General features: G+C 72.9%; 15 protein-coding genes and 1 pseudogene. 10 read left to right on the top strand and 6 right to left on the bottom strand.

The window, feature by feature from the left end; genetic code table 11:
• Positions 1-66: 66 nt before the first annotated feature.
• On the bottom strand, positions 67-1,842 hold the full coding sequence (locus tag IF88_RS0120800; protein WP_030714352.1) for a serine hydrolase domain-containing protein: 1,776 nt from the start codon (positions 1,840-1,842) through the stop codon (positions 67-69).
• An 856-nt stretch (positions 1,843-2,698) separates the two neighbouring features.
• Here IF88_RS0120800 and IF88_RS0120805 point away from each other — a divergent pair.
• The 3 genes from IF88_RS0120805 (at position 2,699) to IF88_RS0120815 (ending at position 6,744) form a co-directional block, all read left to right on the top strand.
• Positions 2,699-3,805, top strand: a complete 1,107-nt coding sequence (locus IF88_RS0120805; RefSeq protein WP_030714355.1) for an NAD(P)H-dependent flavin oxidoreductase — start codon at positions 2,699-2,701, stop codon at positions 3,803-3,805.
• A 14-nt stretch (positions 3,806-3,819) separates the two neighbouring features.
• Entirely contained in the window at positions 3,820-5,373 is a 1,554-nt protein-coding gene (locus tag IF88_RS0120810) for an acyl-CoA synthetase (protein ID WP_030714358.1), read from the top strand.
• Between the two features lie 249 nt (positions 5,374-5,622).
• Positions 5,623-6,744, top strand: a complete 1,122-nt coding sequence (locus tag IF88_RS0120815; RefSeq protein WP_030714362.1) for a calcium:proton antiporter — start codon at positions 5,623-5,625, stop codon at positions 6,742-6,744.
• Positions 6,745-6,771: 27 nt separating this feature from the next.
• On the opposite strand, the pseudogene IF88_RS40560 reads toward IF88_RS0120815, so the two are convergent.
• Positions 6,772-9,068 (bottom strand): annotated as a pseudogene (locus IF88_RS40560) (penicillin acylase family protein).
• Positions 9,069-9,226: 158 nt separating this feature from the next.
• On the opposite strand from IF88_RS40560, the gene IF88_RS0120825 reads away from it, so the two are divergent.
• Positions 9,227-10,795, top strand: coding sequence for a fatty acyl-CoA synthetase (locus tag IF88_RS0120825; RefSeq protein WP_051837291.1), 1,569 nt, complete (start codon positions 9,227-9,229; stop codon positions 10,793-10,795).
• A gap of 266 nt (positions 10,796-11,061) precedes the next feature.
• Here IF88_RS0120825 and IF88_RS0120830 read toward each other — a convergent pair whose 3' ends face one another.
• From IF88_RS0120830 to paaK, 3 genes are all read right to left on the bottom strand, one after another.
• Entirely contained in the window at positions 11,062-11,835 is a 774-nt protein-coding gene (locus IF88_RS0120830) for a maleylpyruvate isomerase family mycothiol-dependent enzyme (protein WP_030714367.1), read from the bottom strand.
• A 240-nt stretch (positions 11,836-12,075) separates the two neighbouring features.
• Complete coding sequence (locus tag IF88_RS0120835) at positions 12,076-12,948, bottom strand: YhjD/YihY/BrkB family envelope integrity protein (RefSeq protein WP_051837230.1); 873 nt, start codon at positions 12,946-12,948, stop codon at positions 12,076-12,078.
• A 71-nt stretch (positions 12,949-13,019) separates the two neighbouring features.
• Positions 13,020-14,348 (bottom strand): phenylacetate--CoA ligase PaaK, encoded by a 1,329-nt coding sequence (gene paaK / locus IF88_RS0120840; RefSeq protein ID WP_030714371.1) that lies wholly within the window; start codon positions 14,346-14,348, stop codon positions 13,020-13,022.
• Positions 14,349-14,544: 196 nt separating this feature from the next.
• On the opposite strand from paaK, the gene IF88_RS40565 reads away from it, so the two are divergent.
• Positions 14,545-15,297 carry an alpha/beta fold hydrolase gene (locus IF88_RS40565; protein ID WP_107050585.1) on the top strand — a complete coding sequence of 251 codons (753 nt, stop codon included), beginning with the start codon at positions 14,545-14,547 and terminating at the stop codon, positions 15,295-15,297.
• 100 nt (positions 15,298-15,397) lie between these two features.
• On the opposite strand, the gene IF88_RS0120850 is transcribed toward IF88_RS40565, so the two are convergent.
• A complete protein-coding gene (locus IF88_RS0120850; protein WP_030714374.1) occupies positions 15,398-17,029 on the bottom strand; it encodes an acyl-CoA synthetase in 1,632 nt (543 codons plus the stop codon).
• 188 nt (positions 17,030-17,217) lie between these two features.
• Between IF88_RS0120850 and IF88_RS0120855 the strand changes: the two genes are divergently transcribed.
• The 5 genes from IF88_RS0120855 to IF88_RS0120875 all read left to right on the top strand — a co-directional run bounded on the left by IF88_RS0120855 (position 17,218) and on the right by IF88_RS0120875 (position 21,796).
• Positions 17,218-18,018, top strand: coding sequence for a crotonase/enoyl-CoA hydratase family protein (locus tag IF88_RS0120855; protein ID WP_030714377.1), 801 nt, complete (start codon positions 17,218-17,220; stop codon positions 18,016-18,018).
• Between the two features lie 216 nt (positions 18,019-18,234).
• Positions 18,235-19,194 carry a Zn-ribbon domain-containing OB-fold protein gene (locus tag IF88_RS0120860; RefSeq protein WP_030714380.1) on the top strand — a complete coding sequence of 320 codons (960 nt, stop codon included), beginning with the start codon at positions 18,235-18,237 and terminating at the stop codon, positions 19,192-19,194.
• Positions 19,194-20,252: a thiolase domain-containing protein gene (locus IF88_RS0120865; protein ID WP_030714384.1), complete on the top strand. Its 1,059-nt coding sequence runs from the start codon at positions 19,194-19,196 to the stop codon at positions 20,250-20,252. Before IF88_RS0120860 ends, IF88_RS0120865 begins: the two co-directional genes overlap by 1 nt.
• Complete coding sequence (locus IF88_RS0120870) at positions 20,249-21,424, top strand: thiolase domain-containing protein (RefSeq protein ID WP_030714387.1); 1,176 nt, start codon at positions 20,249-20,251, stop codon at positions 21,422-21,424. The genes IF88_RS0120865 and IF88_RS0120870 overlap by 4 nt, the downstream gene beginning before the upstream one ends.
• Positions 21,425-21,556: 132 nt before the next feature.
• Complete coding sequence (locus tag IF88_RS0120875) at positions 21,557-21,796, top strand: DUF397 domain-containing protein (protein WP_030714395.1); 240 nt, start codon at positions 21,557-21,559, stop codon at positions 21,794-21,796.
• Positions 21,797-21,924 lie beyond the last annotated feature (128 nt).

The following is a 21,924-nucleotide window of genomic DNA, read 5'->3' on the forward strand; positions in this document are numbered from 1 at the left end:
CGCCCGCCCCACCCCACTCCCGCCCGGTAGGTCCGCCGGGCTGCCGGGGGCCGGCCCCCTTCTGTTCTAGTCCGTTGAGCGGGTCCAGCCGATGGCCTCCAGGCGGGGGGCGTCGGTGGGGCGGTCTTCCGCGAAGAGGAGGTGGGCCGGTTCCGAGACGCGGACGAGGTCCACGTAGATACCGCGGCCGACGTAGCGGCCGGTCGCGGAGTGGCGGAAGCGCAGCCGTACCTCGCGGCCCGACCAGGCGGCCGTGAGGGGGGCGTCGAGGCGGTGCCAGGTGCGGCCGGACCAGCCGCTCACCGAGCCGCGGGGCCATTGCTCGGGCGCGCCGCCGGTGGACCGGACGGTGCTGAAGGGCAGCGGTTCCCAGTGCTCCCCGTCGGCTGAGGCCTCCAGGTGCAGGGCACCCTCGCCGGGCACGGTGTCCCACCACACCGCGCAGCGCAGCCGGGCGGCCGCCGTGGCCGGGGTGAGCGGCGGCAGGGTGAGCGTGCCCGAGCCACCCGGCTGGATCCCGGAGAACCAGGCCGCGCCGCCGTGCCGGGTGCGGACCGGTACGGCGCGGGCGAAGCGGTTGCCGACGGCGACGCGCGGCGCGCTGCCGGCGCGCCAGGTGCGTACCGGGTGGACGGAGTTGCCGAGCAGGACCAGGAAGGAGTCGGTGGACGGGTCGAGGACCAGGGAGGTACCGGTGAAGCCGGTGTGGCCGGCGGAGTGCGGGGTGGCCATCGCGCCCATGTACCAGTGCTGGTAGAGCTCGAAGCCGAGACCGTGGTCGTCGCCGGGGAAGGCCGTGTTGTAGTCCGTGAAGAGCAGCTCGACGGAGGCGGGGCGCAGGATGCGCCTGCCCGCGTAGACCCCGCCGTCGAGGAGGGTACGGGCCAGGACGGCCAGGTCCCAGGCGGTGCCGAAGACGCCGGCGTGGCCCGCGACCCCGCCGAGCGCGTACGCGTTCTCGTCGTGGACCTCGCCCCACACCAGCCCGCGGTCGAGCCCGGACCAGGGCGGGCGCTGCACCTCGGTGGCGGCGGTGACCCGGCGCCAGGAGAGCGGTGGGTTGTAACGAGTGCGCTGCATCCCGAGTGGAGCAGTGATCTCGTCGCGGAGCAGGACATCCAGAGTGCGACCAGTGATCTGTTCCAAGAGCAGCTGGAGGGTGATCAGGTTCAGGTCGGAGTACCGGTAGACCGTCCCGGGAGTCTCCTGCGGCCTCACCGACCACAGCAGCCTCAGACGACCCTCTCGCGTGGACTCCTTGTAGAAGGGCGCCCAGGAGCGCAGCCCCGAGGTGTGGGTGAGCAGTTGGCGGACGGTGATCACCTCCTTGCCGCCCCCGGTGAACTCCGGCAGGTACCGGCGCACCGGAGCCTCCAGCTCCAACTGCCCCCGCTCCATCTGCTGCACGGCCAGGATGGAGGTGAACAGCTTGGTCAACGAGGCCAGATCGAAGACGGTGTCCTCCGCCATCGCGATCCGCTCGGCCGCCGGGAACTCCCGGACCCGGTCGGTCCGCCCGTCGTAGTCCGCGTAGCGCACGGCCTCGCCCATGGCCCGGTGCAGGGCGATGGTGCGGCCCCGGCCCGCGAGGACCACCGCACCGGCGTAGTAGGGGTGTTCGGGGGAGGGGCCGAGGAACCGCCGGGCCTCGTCCGCGACCCCCTCCAGGTGCCTCTCCAGCAGCCCGGCCTGGCGTGCGGACCCGTACCGCAGGCGCAGGCCCTGGAGGGCGCGTCGCTCGGCCGGGTTGCCCGAGGCGCCGGCGGGGCCGGGGAGTGCGGCGTGCAGGACGAGTACCCCGCCGAGGGCGAGCAGCCGCGCCCCGAGCCGGCGCCGCGTCAGCCCCCGCCCGGGCTCGCCCCCGCCTCCGGGCGCGTGCGGTTGCTCACGCCCGGTGCCGCCCGTGCCGCTCGTCCGTTCCGTGCCTGCCGTACCGTCCGTACCGCCCGCGCTGCTCGTCCGTTCCGTGGCCGTCGTGCCCGCCGTGCCGCTCGTGCCGTCCGTGCCGCTCGTCCGTTCCGTGCCTGCCGCACCGTCCGTGCCGCTCGTCCGTTCGGTGGCCGTCGTGGCCGTCGTGGCCGTCGTGGCCGTCGTGGCCGTCGTGGCCGTCGTGGCCGTCGTGGCCGTCGTGGCTGCCGTGCCGCCCCCTCCTCCGGGCGCGTGCGGTTGCTCGCACTCGGTGCCGCCCGTGCCGCTCGTCCTTTCCGTGCCCGCCGTGCCCGCCGTGCCGCCGGTGCCGCTCGTGCCGCTCGCGCTGCTCGTCCGTTCCGTGGCCGTCGTGCCCGCCGTGCCGCTCGTGCCGCCCGTCCGTTTCGTGTCGGCCTCCGCCACCGCTTCGGCTCCCGTGTCCGCTGGCATCAGGCCCCTCCTCGTCCGCGACCCGCGACCCGCACCCGCAACCCGCACCCGCAACCCGCTGTCCGCAACCCGCTGTCCGCCCTCGGCTGTCCGCCCTCGGCTGTGCGTCGTCCTCCTCCCGCAATGCCCGCGGCCGGGGCCCGGCGCCTGCCGAGCGCGCGCCGCAGGCGAAGCGGACCCGGGCCTCACGGATCCGCCCAGCGCGCCGCAGGCGATCCGCACGCTAGTGGGTATCTGCCCGCCCGCCGGGCACCCTCCGCACCGACCGGCCCGTAAAGAATCTGACACTGCATCAGAAAATCTCTTCCCTCGCATGCCGGGCTGCGGCATCCTGCCGCCCATGGAGACGGAGCTGAGCAAGAAACTGGGAGTCGAGCACGCCATCTTCGGCTTCACGCCCTTCCCGGCGGTCGCCGCTGCCATCACCCGCGCGGGTGGCTTCGGCGTGCTCGGTGCGGTCCGCTACACCGCCCCCGACGACCTCAAACGCGACCTCGACTGGATGCAGGCGCACACCGACGGCAAGCCCTACGGCCTCGACGTCGTCATGCCCGCCAAGAAGGCCGTCGACGGCATCAGCGAAGCCGACATCGAGGCGATGATCCCGGCCGGGCACCGCGCCTTCGTCCGCGACACCCTCGCCAAGCACCACGTGCCCGAGCTCGCCGAAGGCGAGGCCTCCGGCTGGCGGATCACCGGCTGGATGGAGCAGGTCGCCCGCAACCAGCTCGACGTCGCCTTCGACTACCCCATCAAACTCCTGGCGAACGCCCTCGGTTCCCCGCCCGCCGACGTCATCGCCCGTGCCCACGACCACGGCGTCCTCGTCGCCGCCCTCGCCGGCAGCGCCAAGCACGCCCGCCGCCACGCGGAAGCCGGCATCGACATCGTCGTCGCCCAGGGTTACGAGGCCGGCGGGCACACCGGTGACATCGCCACCATGGTCCTCGTCCCGGAGATCGCCGAAGCCGTCGCCCCGCTCCCGGTCCTCGCGGCCGGCGGCATCGGCAGCGGCGAGCAGATCGCCGCCGGACTCGCCCTCGGCGCCCAGGGCGCCTGGCTCGGCTCCCTCTGGCTCACCACCACCGAGGCCGACCTCCACTCGCGCGCCCTCACCGAGAAGCTGCTCGCCGCGGGTTCCGGCGACACCGTGCGCTCCCGCGCCCTCACCGGCAAGCCCGCCCGCCAACTGCGCACCGAGTGGACCGACGCCTGGGACGACCCGGAGGGACCGGGCGCGCTCCCCATGCCCCTCCAGGGCCTGCTCGTCGCCGAGGCCGTCTCCCGGATCCAGAAGTACGAGGTCCACCCGCTGCTCGGCACCCCCGTCGGCCAGATCGTCGGCCGGATGAACAGCGAACGCAGCGTCCAGGCCGTCTTCGACGACCTCACGAGCGGCTTCGAGCGCGCCATCGACCGCATCAACCGCATCGCCGGCCGGGCCTGAGAGGTGTGATCAGCATGAGTGACCAGCCCCCCAACGGTTTCTGGGCCCAGGTGGCCGCCGACCCCGAGCGCACCGTCCTCGTCACCCCCGAGGGCGAGGAGTGGAGCGCCGGCCGGCTGCACGCCGACGTCAACCGCCTCGTCCACGGCCTGCGCGCCGCCGGTCTGCGGCAGGGGGACGTCTTCGCGGTCGTCCTCCCCAACGGCGTCGAGTTCCTCACCGCCTACCTCGCCGCCTCCCAGGCCGGCTTCTACCTCGTCCCCGTCAACCACCACCTCGTCGGCCCCGAGATCGCCTGGATCGTCTCCGACTCCGGGGCCAAGGTGCTCATCGCCCACGAACGGTTCGCCGACACCGCTACCGCCGCGGCCGACGAGGCCGCCCTCCCCACGAGCCACCGCTACGCCGTCGGAGCGGTCCCGGGCTTCCGCCCGTACGGGGACCTCCTCGCCGGCCGGCCCGGGACGGTCCCCGAGGAGCGCACCCTCGGCTGGGTCATGAACTACACCTCCGGCACCACCGGCCGCCCGCGGGGGATCCGCCGCCCGCTGCCCGGCAAGCTCCCCGAGGAGACGTACCTCGGCGGCTTCCTCGGCATCTTCGGCATCCGCCCCTTCGACGGGAACGTCCACCTGGTCTGCTCGCCGCTCTACCACACGGCCGTCCTCCAGTTCGCGGGCGCCGCCCTGCACATCGGGCACCCGCTGGTCCTGATGGACAAGTGGACCCCGCAGGAGATGCTGCGCCTGATCGACGGGCACTCCTGCACCCACACGCACATGGTCCCCACCCAGTTCCACCGGCTCCTCGCGCTCCCGCAGGAGACCAAGGACGCGTACGACGTCTCCTCGATGCGGCACGCCATCCACGGCGCCGCGCCCTGCCCCGACCACGTCAAACGGGCGATGATCGACTGGTGGGGCGGCTGTGTGGAGGAGTACTACGCGGCGAGCGAGGGCGGCGGTGCCTTCGCGACGGCCGAGGACTGGCTGAAGAAGCCGGGAACCGTCGGCAAGGCCTGGCCGATCAGCGAACTCGCCATCTTCGACGACGACGGCAACCGGCTGCCCGCCGGGGTACTCGGCACCGTCTACATCAAGATGAACACGGGCGGCTTCAGCTACCACAAGGACGAGGGCAAAACGAAGAAGAACCGCATCGGCGACTTCTTCACCGTCGGCGACCTCGGCCTGATGGACGAGGAGGGATACCTCTTCCTCCGCGACCGCAAGATCGACATGATCATCTCCGGCGGGGTCAACATCTACCCGGCCGAGATCGAGTCCGCCCTGCTCACCCACCCGGCCGTCGCGGACGCCGCCGCCTTCGGCATCCCGCACGCCGACTGGGGCGAGGAGGTCAAGGCGGTCATCGAACCGGCCGAGGGCTTCGCCGCAGGCGACGCGCTCGCCGCGGAGATCCTCCACCACTGCGAACGGCAGCTCGCCGGCTACAAGCGCCCCAAGACGGTCGACTTCATCGAGACGATGCCGCGCGACCCGAACGGCAAGCTCTACAAGCGGCGGCTGCGCGACCCGTACTGGGAGGGCCACGACCGCGCCATGTGAGCGCCCGGAGCCCGCCGACCGCGCCGGCCCCGCTGACCCCGCGGTCCAGGGCGGGGCCGCGTCCGATGAGGTCATGCCCCATTCTGCCGGTGCCGGTGCCGGTGCCGGTGCCGGTGCCGGTGCGGAAGGTGCGGAAGGTGCGGAGGGCATGCCCGCCACGCCCGGCGCGCGCGTGAGAAGGGGCACGTCAGGGCGGCGAGGGCGACGCTCGGGCCGCATCGGAGGGACACTTCTGGCAAGTTGGCTGATATGAGTACGGCTACCCGCAGATCCGCCCTGACCGACTGGACCTTCGTCGTCCCCTTGGTGGCGCTCGTCGCGCTCGTCCTCAGCTGGGGGCGCGACCTGCCCGCGCTCGGGGTGGTGCTGGTCGCGCTCTGCCTCGCGGGGGCGGTGCTGGCGGCCGTTCACCACGCCGAGGTCGTCGCCCACCGGGTCGGCGAACCCTTCGGCTCCCTCGTGCTCGCCGTCGCGGTCACCGTCATCGAAGTCGCCCTCATCGTCACCCTGATGGCCGACGGCGGGGACAAGACCGCCTCGCTCGCCCGGGACACGGTCTTCGCCGCCGTCATGATCACCTGTAACGGCATCGTCGGCCTGTCCCTGTTCGTCCGGGCCCTGCGCAACCGGGTCGCGGTCTTCAACCCCGAGGGCTCCGGCGCGGCCCTCGCCACCGTCGCGACCCTCGCCGTCCTCAGCCTGGTGCTGCCCACCTTCACCACGAGCAAGCCCGGCCCGGAGTTCTCCAGCGCCCAGCTGACCTTCGCCGCCGTCGCCTCGCTCGCCCTGTACGGCCTGTTCGTCGCCGTCCAGACCGTCCGCCACCGGGACTACTTCCTGCCCGTGGAGACCGAGCGGCCGGCCGGCCCGCCCGACGGCCCCGGCGACGACGAGGACCACGCCGCCCCGCCCACCGCCCGTGCCGCCCTGATCAGCACCGGCCTGCTGCTGGTCGCGCTCATCGCGGTGGTCGGCGATGCCAAGGCCGTCTCCCCGACCATCGAGAAGGGCGTCGCCGAGGCCGGCCTGCCCAACGCCGTCGTCGGCGTGATCATCGCCCTGCTCGTCCTGCTGCCCGAGACCCTGGCCGCCGTCCGCGCCGCCCGCCGCGGCCGGGTCCAGACCAGCCTCAACCTGGCCTACGGCTCCGCCATCGCCAGCATCGGCCTGACCATCCCCGCCATCGCCCTGGCCTCGATCTGGCTCTCCGGCCCGCTCCTGCTGGGCCTCGGTCCGGTCCACATGGTGCTGCTCGCCCTGACCATCGTGGTCAGCGCCCTCACCATCGCCCCCGGCCGCGCCACGCTGCTCCAGGGCGGCGTGCACATCGTGCTGCTGGCCGCGTACCTCTTCCTGGCCGTCAGCCCCTGAGGGCCGACGGCCGGGAGGAGGACCCGGTCAGCGCCGCTCGCGGGCCCAGACCACCTTCAGCTGCGGCGAGGTGAGGATGTCCCGCTCGCAGAAGCGCGCCGTGACCCAGCGTTCCCGGGAGAACAGCCGCGTCTGGTCGGCGGAGTACGGCGAGCCCGGGTTCGAGGACTGGCCGTACGTCAGCAGGGTGCGCGCCACCGGGCAGTGGCCCCGGTCCCAGCCGACCGCCTGGATGTGGCTGGAGCCGTGCGTGACTTCCGCATAGCCGCCGGCCGCCGCGTTCCACGGAGCCTCGATCTTGTTCCAGACGCCGAGCGCCTCCGTGCCGCCGCCCACCGGCAGCTTCTGCCCGCCCCGCACCACGAACTGGTGCTCGCCCAGCGGGGCGTCCAGCGCGATCCCGGCTGCCCTCAGCTCGGCCACCGCGTCCGCGAGCGCCCGCCCGAAGCCGGGCGCCGCCTGGTTGAGCGTACGGGGAGTGCGTACGGGATCGGCCGCCGAGAAGGGCACCAGCCACAGGTCCTTGGCCGCGGTCGAAGCCGTCAGACGGCGCCAGAACCGGTCGAAGAGCAGCGCGCCGCGGCTGGCGCTGTCGGCCGTACGGTCCCAGCCCGCCAGGACGGGGCAGGCGGCCGAGACGTCCACCGCGCTCCCGTCGCTGCCCGTCGCCGTACCGCCGGGCAGCGCGGCGCAGGCCTTCGCCGCGTCGGCCGCCGCCAGATCACCGGCCGGGACCCGGTTGGCGAACTGCTGCTTCTCCAGGTCGGCCACGGTCAGCCGGCCCTTCGCGGCCATCGCCGACACGTCCTCGACCGCGCCGCGCGTACGCAGCGAACGCGGGGTGGCGACGTTGCCCCAGACCCGCTCGTATCCGGTCAGCGGACGGTCGGCATGGGCCAGCCAGGCGCTGTCGTTGGAGTTCTCGGCGTACGGGGCGTCGCGCAGCGTCGGCGCCTTCCCCGGGCCGAAGACGCCCGGCTGCACCGCGTCCCGATCCGAGCCGAGCGCGCAGTCCGTGCGCGAGCCGTCCAGCACGGCCAGCCCCGAGGCCGGGTACGTGGCCCGGCCCAGCGGGGTGGAGCAGCGGGCCGCGAGCTCGTCGGTGATCCGCGGGAGCACCTGGGACTGGGTGAAGAGGGTGCCGCCCGCGGAGTCGGCGGCCACCGTGTTGACCCAGGGCAGGCCTTGGGTGCGGGCCAGGGCGTCCTGGATCCCGGAGACCGAGCGCGCCCTGCCCATCGCCAGGGCCGTGTCGGAGCCGCGCAGGTTCGCCGCGTTGGGGTCGTTCAGCGCGTACGCCGTACCGGCCGTCCAGGGCAGCGGCAGGCCCGCGCCGAGGCGGGGGTGCCGGCGGCCACCGTGTGGCTCCAGGCCACCTTCTCGTTGAAACCGATGTTGACCACGGCGGTGCCGAGGAGGGAGCCGCCCGAGACGTTCAGCTTGCCGGGGATGGTCTGCTGCGACTGCCAGAAGCGGCGCCCGCCCTGCCACGGGTAGTGCGGGTTCCCGAGGAGCAGCCCGCTGCCGCTCGCCGTGGTGGAACCGGCGAAGGCGACCGCGTTGGAGCCCATGTCGTACCGGCTGGTGTCGAAGAACTCCCGCGCGGCCTCGGCCGCCGTCGCCGGATCGGGCGCGGAGGCCGGGCCGAGGGCCGTCGTCGACGAGCCCGGCGCTGCGGCGGCGGGCGGCTGGGCGGCGGGCGGCTGCGCGGTCGTGATGCCGTCGATGCCGCGCCCCTGGCCGCCGAGGACGGAGACCGCGAAGCCGCGGGCGGCCACGTCGGTGGTGGTGACCGGGCGGACCCAGCCGGCGCCCTTGCAGGCGGGGTCGTCGATCCTGTTCTGGGCGAGCCAGGCGTTGTACCCGGCGGCCCAGCCGCGCATCAGCTCCTTGAGGTCCGTGGTGGGGCCGGCCGGGGCGGGGGTCGCCAGTAGCTTCTCCACCGTGCCGGACTCCCGGACGCCCTTGAAGTACAGGTCGCTGGAGAGGTTCCGGGTGGCGGAGGAGAGGGATCCGTCGGGTGCGGCGTCGGGCCCGAACCAGTGGGAACGCTCACCGGCTACGGTCACGAACCCGTCGGCGAGGACACAGACCTGGTCGGCCGCCTGGGCCCAGCCGGTGCCGAACCCGAGCTGGGCGTAGTCGCGGGCGAGGATGTGCGGGATGCCGTTCTCGGTGTACCGGATGACGGCGGACAGTCCGCCGCCGGCCGGTATCCGGTCACCGGTCGCCGCGGACGCCTGCGGCACCGCGGCCGTCGCGGCGAGCAGTGCGGCGCCGGTGAGGGCGACACGGCGGAGTATCGGACGGGTGCTGAGGTGCAAGGTGCCTCCCAAGTAGCCTGCGGGTGGGCATGGTTGCCCGTGGGACAGGCGGTACGTCCGTGCCCCCACACTCATGCAGGCGGTCTGATGATCTGTCAACATCCCGTTGGGTATCCCGGTCATTGACCTTCGGCGTGCGGGCGGACGAGGATCACGCCATGAGGGCAGAGCGAGCGGTGCGGGCAGAGCGAGCGGTGCGGGACGACACGGTCGACGGGTTGGTGCGCGCCAGCGCGCTACGGGTCCCCGACCGCCTCGCCGTCCGCTACCGGGACCGCGGCTGGACGTACGCGGAACTCGACGCGGCCGTCACCACCGGCGCCGCCGTCCTGCGGGAGCGGTACGGGCTGGCCGCGGGCGACCGCGTCGCCACCTTCGCCCACAACTGCGACGCCTACCTCCTCGCCTTCCTGGCCTGCGCCCGGGCCGGACTGACCCACGTCCCGGTGAACCAGAACCTCACCGGCGAGGACCTCGCGTACATCCTGGACAACTCCGGGAGCGCCCTGGTCCTCGCCGATCCGGACCTGGCGGGGCGGGTCCCCGGCGGGTATCCCGTACGGGCGCTGCGCGACGGTCCCGGCTCGTTCCTCGCGGAACTGGCCGAGCCGTCGGCCTTTGAACCCGCGGACGCGGACGCGGACGCGGACGCGGAGGTGGACGCGGACCCGGGCCGGGTGGCGCAGCTGCTCTACACCTCGGGGACCACCGCCCTGCCCAAGGGCGCGATGATGACCCACCGGGCCCTCGCCCACGAGTACGAGAGCGCGATCGAGGCGCTGAACCTGGCCGAGGAGGACCGGCCGGTGCACTCGCTGCCGCTGTACCACTCGGCGCAGATGCACGTCTTCCTGCTGCCGTACCTCGCGGTGGGGGCGCGCAACACCATCCTGGACGCGCCGGTCGCGGAGCAGGTCTTCGACCTCGTGGAGGCGGGGGAGGCGGACAGCCTCTTCGCCCCGCCCACCGTGTGGATCGGCCTGGCCAACCACCCGCAGTTCGCGGCGCGCGAGCTGGGCGCGCTGCGCAAGGCGTACTACGGGGCCTCGATCATGCCGGTCCCGGTCCTGGAACGGCTGCGGGAGCGGCTGCCCGGGCTCGGCCTCTACAACTGCTTCGGACAGAGCGAGATCGGGCCGCTGGCCACCGTGCTCGGGCCGGACGAACACGAGGGGCGGATGGACTCCTGCGGGCGGCCGGTCCGCCACGTCGAGGCGAAGGTCGTCGACGAGGACGGCAAGGACGTGCCGGACGGCACGGCGGGCGAGGTGGTCTACCGCTCGCCTCAGCTGTGCCTCGGCTACTGGAACGACCCGGCGGCCACGGAGAAGGCCTTCCGGGACGGCTGGTTCCGCTCGGGCGACCTCGCGGTGCGCGACGCGCAGGGCTACTTCACCGTCGTGGACCGGGTGAAGGACGTCATCAACTCGGGCGGGGTGCTGGTCGCCTCGCGCCAGGTGGAGGACGTGCTCTACACCCATGCGGGAGTGGCCGAGGCGGCCGTGGTCGGGCTGCCGGACGAGCGGTGGATCGAGGCGGTCACGGCGGTGGTGGTCCCGCGCGGGGAGGTGACGGAGGCGGAGCTGATGACGTACGCGCGGGAGAGGCTGGCCCACTTCAAGGCGCCGAAGCGGATCCTCTTCGTGGACGCCCTCCCGCGCAACGCCAGCGGCAAGATCCTCAAGCGCGAACTCCGGGACCGCTTCGGAGCCCCGGCGGCCTCCTAGTGCTCTGACCCAGACCGCCGCGCCGATCGCCGTCGCGCGAACGGCCGCGCGGCTGACGTCGCGAACCGGCCCGCCGCCGAAGCCGCCGACCGACACCTGGACGCCGAGAACCGCAAGAAGATCGCCGAGACCGTCGGCTCCTCAGGAACAAGGACGGCTACCTGGGCTACGACACCGCCCGCAGCCGCGCGATGTCCGCGACCCCGGGCCCAGTGGCGCCCGCAGGAGCGTGCGCACCACCGGCAGATGCGTCGCAAGTGCGCGTTTTACGCGTTCGGGTCCCAGTCTGCGAGCTGCTCCATCGGCTCGGTGTCGCCGGTGGTCTCCAGGCCGTCGAGCGGGAGGCGCTCGTAGAAGTAGAGGACCAGTTCGCTCGCTGCGCCTCGCATCGCCATGTCGCCCGGCTCCGCGTCGGCGGCGAGGTCGTCGCAGCGGACGCCGTCGGCGTCGAGGGTCAGGCGCCAGGAGCGGCCCTCGGTCGTGTGCAGGTCGATGGTCGCCGGCTTGAACGGCCAGGGGACGGTCGTCGCCGCGACGGTCGTCAGGAACTCGTCGACGCCCTCGACCGCGACGTCCGTCGGCAGCGGCTGTGCGGCTCCCTGGGTGAGCTGGGCGTCGTAGGTGTGGACGGCGATCTCCTGGATCTGGTGCCGGGCCACGGCTCCGCTGGTCTCCGGGGCCTGCGAGCGGCCCCACCATGTCCAACAGCCGCGGTCCGGGCCGGCCTCGCGCATCGCGTCGAGCATGAGCTCGGTCGACTCGGCGAGCCAGGCGTCCAGGGCTTCGCGGTCGCGGGGCGCGGTCGGGGCGCCCTTCGGGTCCGTCCTCGCCGGGGGCTCAGCGCCCGGGCCCGCCGCGACGATGGCGGCCTGGCGGCGGCGGCCGTCGCCGAGGTGCTGCGCCAGTTCGCGCAGCGTCCAGTCCGGGCAGGTCGGGACCTGGGCGTCAAGGTCGGGGGCGGACGCCATCGCGGCGCGGAACGCGGCCGAGCGGTCTTCGATCAGCCGCAGGACCTCGGGGAACTCCAAAATGTTTTGCACGTCGGTTGTTTAGCACGGCGCTCCGGCCGCCGGGTAGCGAATTTGTGGGACGAACGCGTCGACGGCCGGGCGGAGCGCCGGGGGTCGGGTTCGGCGGACCCCTTCCAGGCCTTGATGCGGTGGAAGGTGACGCCGCGTCGGGCGAGCAGGCAGCGCAGGGCCTCGCGGCCGATGCGGATCGCAGGGCCGTGCACCCTGCGCAGGCAGGCGAGCAGGCCTGACCCGGACGGGACGGCGGGGTCAGTGCGGCGGGCGCGGCCAGTGGGGATGCGGGGCGTGGGGCGGGAAGGCCTCGGGGGGCAGGAGCCCGCTGCGGCGCAGGCGCCGCAGGGTCAGGTGTTCGTGTACGAGGCGGCCGACGAGGGCGCCGCCGTAGACCACGAAGCCGACGCCGACCAGCCAGGACTGGACGACCAGCAGGGTGCCGAAGGGGCCGTAGGTCACCGCGTTGGACGCGATGAGCGGGGAGAACACCTGCTGCGAGAAGACCCGCAGCCCCAGCAGTCCGAGGCTGGTCGCCACCGCTCCCGGCACCAGGGCGCGCCAGCGGACCCGGCCGCCGAGCAGCAGGCGCTGGGAGCCGATGAAGAACAGGCAGGTGCCGAGGAGGTCGCCCACCGTGCCGATGATCGTGCCGATGACGTCGTTCGAGGGCGCGGGGATCTCCACGAGCAGGGCGACGTAGCAGACCAGCAGGGCGAGCCAGACGACGTGCCGCCACATGGTGTGCCAGCGGGCCGTCGGCAGGTCCCAGACCTTCTCGTAGCCGGTCTGCACGGCCGAACCGAAGGTCAGGCCGAACACGGCAAGGGCGGCCAGACCGAACGCGGTGGTCCGCTCCAGCGCCAGGTCCGCGGCGCCGAACAGCATCTCGACCCGGGCCCGCGAGGACTGCGCCACCCCGAGGGCCTGGCCGAGCCACCTGCCGAAGCCGGAACCGCTGCCGGGTGCGGCGGCCGCCACGACCACCAGCAGCGGCACCAGGGTGAGGAACCCGAGGGCCGCGAAGCCCATCGCCCGGTGCATCAGCTCCATCTCCCGGCCCCGGCTCCAGGCCAGCCCGATGTGGGAGCCCTGAAGCCGGTCGTGCAGCTGCCGGAAGAACGAGATCACAGGTCATGCACTACCCGCGGAGGCGATCGGGTTCCCGGGAGCCGCCCCGAATTGGACCCGAAGAGGTGGTTTCAGCCGCCCGGACGCGTGTCCGCCGGCTCCCCCGCACCGCGGAGGTCCACCAGCCGCTTGATCTTCCCGACCGAACGCTCCAGCGTCTCCGGGTCGACCACCTCGACCCGGACGGAGACCCCGATCCCCTCCTTGACGGCCCGGACCACCTGGGCGGCCGCGGCCTCCCGCCCGCCCGCGTCCGTCTCCCGGCGCGCCTCCACCCGTACCGTCAGGGCGTCCATCCGGCCCTCCCGGGTCAGACGCAGCTGGAAGTGCGGAGCCAGTCCGGCCGTCCGCAGGAGTATCTCCTCGATCTGGGTCGGGTACAGGTTCACCCCGCGCAGGATGATCATGTCGTCGCTGCGGCCCGTGATCTTCTCCATCCGGCGGAACGCGGGCCGGGCCGTACCGGGCAGCAGCCGCGTCAGATCCCGCGTGCGGTAACGGATGACGGGCATGGCCTCCTTGGTGAGCGAGGTGAACACCAGCTCGCCCTGCTCACCCTCCGGCAGGACCGCGCCCGTCAGCGGATCGACCACCTCCGGGTAGAAGTGGTCCTCCCAGATGTGCAGGCCGTCCTTGTGCGACGCGAATTCCTGCGCCACGCCCGGGCCCATGACCTCGGACAGGCCGTAGATGTCCACCGCGTCGATGCCCAGCCGCTCCTCGATCTCCCGGCGCATCTCCTCGGTCCACGGCTCCGCCCCGAAGATGCCGGTGCGGAGCGAGGTGGCGCGGGGATCGATGCCCTGGCGCTCCATCTCGTCGAGCAGGGTCAGCATGTAGGACGGGGTCACCATGATGACCTCCGGCCGGAAGTCCTCGATGAGCCGGACCTGGCGGTCGGTCATCCCGCCCGAGGCGGGCACGACCGTACAGCCGAGGCGTTCCGCCCCGTAGTGCGCGCCGAGGCCGCCGGTGAAGAGCCCGTAGCCGTAGGCGATGTGGACGATCTGACCGGGCCGGCCGCCGGCCGCACGTATGGACCGGGCGACGACATCGGCCCAGGTGGAAAGGTCCCCGTCGGTGTACCCCACGACCGTGGGCCGCCCGGTGGTGCCGCTGGAGGCGTGGATGCGCCGCACCTCGGACCGCGGCACGGCGAACATCCCGAAGGGGTACTGGTCGCGCAGATCGGCCTTGGCGGTGAAGGGGAACAGGGCGAGGTCGGCGAGCGTGCGGCAGTCGTCCGGATGGACGCCCGCCTTGTCGAAGGCCTGCCGGTAGAACGGCACGTTCCCGTAGGCGCGGTGCAGGGTCGCGCGCAGCCGCGTCAGCTGGAGGGCGGCCAGCTCGTCGCGACTCAGCCGCTCGCCTTCGTCGTGGAGATCCGCGTGCACCGCCATACCGTCACCTCATCCTGAGTGAACCGAACGATCATTCGGTAGATTGCCAGGACCAGGAAGGTCAAATCAATGACTCGAACGAGTGATCGTCTGTTGTGATGGCTCCCATGCCTACCTTCACCACCTAGACGGAACCGAACTCGCCTATCACCTGCGAGGCGAGGGCGAACCGCTGATCTGCCTCCCGGGCGGTGCGATGCGGGCCTCCGCGTACCTCGGCGGACTGGCCGCCGGCCGCCGTCTCATCCTGCTCGACCTGCGCGGTACGGGCGACTCCGCGATACCGGCGGACGAGTCGACCTACCGCGTCGACCACCAGGTCGCCGACGTCGAGGCGCTCCGGACGCACCTCGGCCTGGGGCGCGTGGACCTCCTCGCGCACTCGGCCGGCGGCAACCTCGCCATGCTCTACGCGGCCGCGCACCCGCGGCGGCTGGGCCGGACCGTCCTGGTCACCCCCACCGCGTGGGCGGTGGACCTCCCGGTCACCCCGGAGCAGCGGCTGGAGGGGGCCAGGCTGCGCGCGGGAACCGAGCCGTACGACACGGCCATCGAGGCCTATGAGCGCATCCTCGGGGGCGAAAGCCGTGGCGAGGCGGACTGGGACCTGGCCGCGCCGCTGTTCTACGGGCGCTGGGACGAGACGGCCCGGGCGCACTGCGCGGCGAACGGACGGCAGCAGAACGAGAAGGCCGCCTACGCCTACGCGGGCCCCGGCGCGTTCGACCCGCCCGCCACCCGGGAAGGCCTGCGGCGTCTCACGCGAGAGGTGCTGGTGCTGGCCGGGGAGCTGGACGGCAACCCCCGTCCGGCGCTGGCGGCCCGGCTCGCCGCGTTGTTCCCCGCGGGATCGCTCGACGTCCAGGCCGGGGCCGGGCACTTCCCGTGGCTGGACGACGCCGCCTGGTTCGCGGCCCGGGTGGAGCGCTTCCTGTCCGCGGGGGCCTGACCGGCCCGGCCCCGCCTCGAAGGCCGGCGGGGTTGGTCGCGTGCCGACGGGGGAGGGCGAGGCGGACCGGGGTTTCCGGACCTGGTCCGCCCCGGCACCCCTAGTTCGCCGTGTCGGCCTCCGTGGCCACCGTCTTCGCCCAGCGGTAGTCCGCCTTGCCGCTCGGGGAGCGCTGGATGGCGGGGGTGATGACCAGCTGGCGGGGGATCTTGTAGCCCGCCAGGCGGGTGCGGCAGTGGCTCTGTATCTCGTCCAGGGTCGGCGCCGGGGAACCGGGGCGGACCTGGACCACCGCGGCCACGTGGCTGCCCCACGTCGGGTCCGGGACGCCGGCGACCAGGGCGTCGTACACGTCGGGGTGCGACTTCAGCGCCTGTTCCACCTCCTCCGGGTACACCTTCTCGCCGCCCGTGTTGATGCACTGCGAGCCGCGCCCGAGCACCGTGACGATGCCCTGCTCGTCGACCGTCGCCATGTCGCCGAGCAGCACCCAGCGCTCGGCGCCCTTCTGGAAGAAGGTCTCGGTGGTCTTGGCCGGGTCGTTGTAGTAGCCGAGCGGTACGTGCCCGCGCTGCGCGAGCCGCCCCGGCTCGCCCACCGCGACCGGCTCGTGCGTCACCGGGTCCACCACCTGCGTACGGTCGTTGACCACCAGGCGGAAGCCCTTCTCCGGGCCGGAGTCGTCCGCCGCCCGGCCGTTGGAGCCGGACTCGGACGACCCGAAGTTGTTCAGGAGCAGTACGTTCGGCACCAGCCGCTGGAACTCGGCGCGCACCGTCTCCGACATGATCGCCCCGGACGAGGACACGCTGAACAGCGAGGACAGGTCCGTGCCCCGGAGCGGGCCCTTCAGGGCGTCGATGAGCGGCCTGAGCATCGCGTCGCCGACCAGCGACACGCTCGACACCTTCTCCTTCTCGATCGTGCGGAGCACTTCCTCCGGCGCGTACTTGCGGTGGATGACCACCCGCTGGCCGTAGTTGAAGGCGATGAACGAGGTCAGCGTCGACGTGCCGTGCATCAGCGGGGGAGCGGGGAAGAAGGTGAGCCCGGCCCCCTTCGACGCGACCCGTTCGGCCAGCTCCTCCGGCCTCTTCACCGGCTCGCCCGACGGCTCCCCGCCGAAGAGTCCCGCGAAGAAGAGGTCCTCCGCCCGCCACATGACGCCCTTGGGCATGCCGGTGGTGCCGCCCGTGTAGATGATGAAGAGGTCGTCGGGGGAGCGGAGCGGAAAACCGCGCTCGGGCGAGCCGGCCGCCTCGGCGTCCGCGTACGCGACCGGGGCGATCGAGGGCTCCGGGGCGCCCTCGGGAACCTCGCCGACCCGGATCAGGTGCCGGAGCCTCGTCGTCTGCGGCAGCGCCGCCGCGACCCGCTCGGTGAACTCGCCCTCGAAGACGAGTGCGGCGAGATCCGCGTCGTTGTAGAGGTAGACCAGCTCCTCCGCCACGTACCGGTAGTTGACGTTCACCGGGACCAGCCGGGCCTTCAGACAGGCCAGTACGGTCTGGAGGTACTCGACGCCGTTGTAGAGGTGCAGCCCCAGGTGCTCGCCGGGCTTCAGCCCGCTGTCCAGCAGGTGGTGCGCGATCCGGTTGGCCGCCCCGTCCAGCTCCGCGTACGTGAGGCGGCGCTCGGCGCCGGTCCCGGGGTGGTCCACGTAGACGAGGGCCTCACGGTTCGGGACCACGTCCACGACCGACTCGAACAGGTCGGCAAGGTTGTACTCCACCGTTCCTCCTGACCCCGAATGTTCCCGACGACTGGCCCCGTGGCTGGTCTGCTCGGCGGTCATTAGAGCGCCGGAGCCGGCAACTGGGAAGGGCGCCACCCAAGAAATCTGACTGAGTGTCAGAAAACTATTGAACTGCACCCGCCCCTACTGCAACCTGTTCTAGGTCTTGAGACGGGAGGACGGCAATGGGTGGGACAGAACACCTGACCGTGGAACGGCACGGCGCCACGCTGGTGCTCACCATGAACAGGCCCGAGGCGAAGAACGCGCTCTCGCTGCCACTGCTGGTGGGGCTGTACGACGGCTGGCTGGAGGCGGACGCCGACGACACGATCCGCTCGGTCGTCCTGACCGGCGCCGGCGGGGACTTCTGCGCCGGCATGGACCTCAAGGCGCTGGCCGGGAAGGGGATGGCGGGCGACCAGTACCGGGACCGCCTCAAGGCCGATCCCGACCTGCACTGGAAGGCGATGCTCCGTCACCACCGGCCGCGCAAGCCGGTGATCGCGGCGGTGGAGGGGTACTGCGTGGCCGGCGGTACCGAGATCCTGCAGGGCACGGACATCCGGGTGGCGGGCGAGGGGGCCACCTTCGGGCTCTTCGAGGTCAAGCGGGGGCTGTTCCCGATCGGCGGCTCCACGGTGCGGCTGCCGCGCCAGATCCCGCGTACGCACGCCCTGGAGATGCTGCTGACCGGGCGCCCGTACTCCGCGCAGGAGGCGGCGCGGATCGGGCTCGTGGGGCGGGTCGTGCCGGACGGCACGGCGCTGGAGGCCGCGCTGGAGACCGCGGAGCGGATCAACGCGTGCGGGCCGCTGGCGGTGGAGGCGGTGAAGGCGTCGGTCTACGAGACCGCCGAGCTGACGGAGAGGGAGGGGCTGGCCTCGGAGTTGCTGCGGGGGTGGCCGATCTTCGACACCGCGGACGCGAAGGAGGGGGCGCGGGCCTTTGCGGAGAAGCGGCCCGCCGTGTATCGGCGGGAGTAGCCGCCGCCTCGCCGCCGGGCTCCGCCCCGCACCCCGCGCCTCAACCGCCGGCGGGGCTGAAAGACCCCGGGGCTCCGCCCCAGACCCCGCGCCTCAACCGCCGGCGGGGCTGAAAGACCCCGGGGCTCCGCCCCGGACCCCGCGCCTCAAACGCCGGCGGGGCTGGGTTTGCCGGCGTGGCTGGGTTTGTCGGAATCAACACATCGGAGAGCCACCATGACAGCTGCCTCCCCACCGGAGGTGCTCCGCGCGCCTCTCGTCGTCGAGTTTCCCTTCACCCGGTCCCTCGGACCCGTTCAGAGTGCCTTTCTCACCGGGCTGCGCGAAGGCGTCGTCCTCGGGGTGAGGACCTCCGGCGGGAAGGTGATGGTGCCGCCCGTCGAGTACGACCCCGTGACCGCCGAGGAGATCCGCGAGCTCGTCGAGGTCGCCGCCACCGGCACCGTCACCACCTGGGCCTGGAACGGCCGGCCCCGCCCCCACCAGCCCCTGGAGACCCCCTTCGCCTGGGTGCTGGTCAAGCTCGACGGCGCGGACACCGCCCTCCTGCACGCCCTCGACGCACCCGGCCCCGAGGCGGTGCGCACCGGCATGCGGGTGCGGGTCCGCTGGGCCGCCGAGCGCACCGGGGCCATCACCGACATCGCGTGCTTCGAGCCGTACGAGGGCCCGGCGGGCGGCGAGGCCGCCCCGCACGACGGGGAGTTCGCCGACGCCGTCACCGGCATCGTCGCGCAGGCCCGCCTGGACTACGTCTACAGCCCCGGCCGCGCCCAGACCGCGTACATCAACGCCCTCTCCGAGCGGAAGACCGTCGGCGAGCGCTGCCCCTCCTGCCACAAGGTGTACGTCCCTCCGCGCGGCGCCTGCCCCACCTGCGGGGTGGCCACCACCGACCAGGTGGAGGTCGGCCCGGCGGGCACCGTCACCACCTACTGCATCGTCAACATCAAGGCCAGGAACCTCGACATCGAGGTCCCGTACGTCTACGCCCACATCGCCCTCGACGGCGCCGGCCTCGCCCTCCACGGCCGGATCGGCGGCATCCCGTACGACCAGGTGCGCATGGGCCTGCGGGTCGAGCCCGTGTGGACCGAGGGCGGGCGCTACCCCGACCACTACCGCCCCACCGGCGAGCCGGACGCGGACTACGACGCGTACAAGGAGCTCATCTGATGGCCCGACACGCCCGTGAGGTCGCGGTGGTCGCCTTCGCGCAGAGCGACCACCTGCGCCGCACCGACGAACTCAGCGAAGTCGAGATGGTCATGCCGGTCCTCCACCAGGTGCTGGCCGCGACCGGCCTGAAGGCCGGGGAGATCGGCTTCACCTGCTCCGGCTCCAGCGACTACCTGGCCGGCCGGGCCTTCTCCTTCACCATGACCCTCGACGGGGTCGGCGCCTGGCCGCCGATCTCCGAGTCGCACGTGGAGATGGACGGCGCCTGGGCCCTCTACGAGGCCTGGGTCAAGATCCAGACCGGCGAGGCCGACACCGCGCTCGTCTACTCGTACGGAAAGTCCTCACCGGGGTCCGTGCGCGATGTGCTGACTCGCCAGCTGGACCCGTACTACCTCGCTCCGCTCTGGCCCGACTCGGTGGCCCTCGCCGCCCTCCAGGCCCAGGCCCTCATCGACGCGGGCGAGACCGACGAGTCCGCCCTGGCCGCGATCGGAGCGCGCAGCCGCGCCGCCGCCGAGGCCAACCCGCACGCCCAGCTGAGCGGTCCGGTGCCGCAGGGCGACTACCAGGTCCGGCCGCTGCGCACCGGGGACTGCCCGCCCATCGGCGACGGCGTGGCCGCCGTGATCCTGGCGGCCGGCGACCTCGCCAGGCAACTGTGCGAACGCCCGGCCTGGATCACCGGCATCGACCACCGCATCGAGGCCCACGGCCTGGGGCTGCGCGATCTCACAGACTCCCCGTCCACCCGGATCGCAGCCGAACACGCGGGCGTCTTCGAGGCACCCGTGGACACGGCGGAACTCCATGCCCCGTTCTCCTCCCAGGAGGTCGTGCTCCGCAAGGCGCTCGGGCTCGGGGACGGCGTCGCCGTCAACCCCTCCGGAGGCGCGCTCGCCGCCAACCCGGTCATGGCCGCCGGCCTGATCCGCATCGGCGAGGCGGCCGCCCGCATCCACCGCGGCGAGTCCGACCGGGCCGTCGCCCACGCCACCTCCGGCCCCTGCCTCCAGCAGAACCTGGTCGCCGTCCTGGAAGGGGACCGAGCATGAGCACCACGGGCAAGGAGCCGGTGGCCGTCGTCGGGATCGGCCAGACCAAGCACGTGGCCGCCCGCCACGACGTCTCCATCGCCGGACTGGTCCGCGAGGCGGCGGCGCGCGCCCTCGCCGACGCCGAGCTGACCTGGGCGGACATCGACGCGGTCGTCATCGGCAAGGCCCCCGACTTCTTCGAGGGGGTGATGATGCCGGAGCTGTACCTGGCGGACGCCCTCGGCGCGGTCGGCAAGCCGATGCTGCGCGTGCACACGGCCGGTTCGGTCGGCGGGTCCACCGCCCTGGTCGCCTCCAACCTCGTCGCGGCGCGCGTCCACCGGACCGTGCTCACCCTCGCCTTCGAGAAGCAGTCCGAGTCGAACGCCATGTGGGGGCTCTCCCTCCCCGTCCCCTTCCAGCAGCCGCTGCTGGCCGGCGCGGGCGGGTTCTTCGCCCCGCACGTGCGCGCGTACATGCGGCGCACCGGCGCGCCCGACACGGTGGGCTCGCTCGTCGCCTACAAGGACCGGCGCAACGCGCTGAAGAACCCGTACGCGCACCTGCACGAGCACGACATCACCCTGGAGAAGGTCCAGGCCTCGCCGATGCTGTGGGACCCGATCCGGTACTCCGAGACCTGCCCCTCCTCGGACGGCGCCTGCGCGATGATCCTCACCGACCGGGCGGGCGCGGCCCGTTCGCCGAAGCCGGCCGCCTGGGTGCACGGCGGGGCGATGCGCAGCGAGCCCACCCTCTTCGCGGGCAAGGACTTCGTCTCGCCGCAGGCCGGCAAGGACTGCGCGGCCGACGTCTACCGGCAGGCGGGGATCGCCGATCCGCGCCGGGAGGTCGACGCGGTCGAGATGTACGTGCCGTTCTCCTGGTACGAGCCGATGTGGCTGGAGAACCTCGGCTTCGCGGCGGAGGGCGAGGGCTGGAAGCTCACCGAGGCGGGCGTGACGGAACTCGACGGGGACCTTCCGGTCAACCCCTCCGGCGGTGTCCTGTCCACCAACCCGATCGGCGCCTCCGGCATGATCCGGTTCGCGGAAGCGGCCCTCCAGGTCCGCGGCCAGGCTGGGGAACATCAGGTTCCGGGAGCCCGGCGGGCCCTGGGCCACGCGTACGGCGGCGGCGCCCAGTTCTTCGCGATGTGGCTGGTGGGGGCCGAGGAGCCCACCTCCTGACGGCGGCCCGGCCGGCGGCGGAGGGGCGGGCCGGGGGTGCGGGACAGGCCACGGTGACTCACCGTGGCCTGTGCGCCACGCGCTGCCGTGGTTAACCTTGCCCCCGGACGACGTACCGGGAGGAGCACGCACGTGGCCGAGAGCATGATTTCGCAACCCCTCGCCGGCTGGGGCAAGCCGGACCTCGATCTCACCGAGGCGGACTGGCAGTCGAGCAGCCGGGGAGCGGGTGACGTCCAGATCGCCTTCGTGGAGGGCTTCATCGCGATGCGCAACAGCGAGCGGCCGGAGAGCCCCTCGCTGATCTTCACGCCGGACGAGTGGCACAAGTTCGTGCTGAACGCCCGGGGCGGGGAGTTCGACCTGACCTAGGCCGATCTCGTACGCGCGGCACCACCGGGCGCGGAGCCGCCGCCCCGGTGGCCGCGCGCACCCCCGCCGTCGGACCGGATCCCCTGGCCGACCGCGGAGCGCCCGGCAGGATGGGCCCATGACGATCA

It is taken from the genome of Streptomyces sp. NRRL F-2580, assembly GCF_000720115.1.
In the GTDB taxonomy this organism is placed as follows: Bacteria; Actinomycetota; Actinomycetes; order Streptomycetales; family Streptomycetaceae; genus Streptomyces.

Excerpts from the sequence above, each read along its gene's own strand:
- IF88_RS0120805 (WP_030714355.1), top strand. The coding sequence starts at position 2,699 with ATGGAGACGGAGCTGAGCAAGAAACTGGGAGTCGAGCACGCCATCTTC.
- IF88_RS0120810 (WP_030714358.1), top strand. The coding sequence starts at position 3,820 with ATGAGTGACCAGCCCCCCAACGGTTTCTGGGCCCAGGTGGCCGCCGAC.
- IF88_RS0120815 (WP_030714362.1), top strand. The coding sequence starts at position 5,623 with ATGAGTACGGCTACCCGCAGATCCGCCCTGACCGACTGGACCTTCGTC.
- IF88_RS0120825 (WP_051837291.1), top strand. The coding sequence starts at position 9,227 with ATGAGGGCAGAGCGAGCGGTGCGGGCAGAGCGAGCGGTGCGGGACGAC.
- paaK (WP_030714371.1), bottom strand. The coding sequence starts at position 14,348 with ATGGCGGTGCACGCGGATCTCCACGACGAAGGCGAGCGGCTGAGTCGC.
- IF88_RS40565 (WP_107050585.1), top strand. The coding sequence starts at position 14,545 with ATGCGGGCCTCCGCGTACCTCGGCGGACTGGCCGCCGGCCGCCGTCTC.
- IF88_RS0120855 (WP_030714377.1), top strand. The coding sequence starts at position 17,218 with ATGGGTGGGACAGAACACCTGACCGTGGAACGGCACGGCGCCACGCTG.
- IF88_RS0120860 (WP_030714380.1), top strand. The coding sequence starts at position 18,235 with ATGACAGCTGCCTCCCCACCGGAGGTGCTCCGCGCGCCTCTCGTCGTC.
- IF88_RS0120865 (WP_030714384.1), top strand. The coding sequence starts at position 19,194 with ATGGCCCGACACGCCCGTGAGGTCGCGGTGGTCGCCTTCGCGCAGAGC.
- IF88_RS0120870 (WP_030714387.1), top strand. The coding sequence starts at position 20,249 with ATGAGCACCACGGGCAAGGAGCCGGTGGCCGTCGTCGGGATCGGCCAG.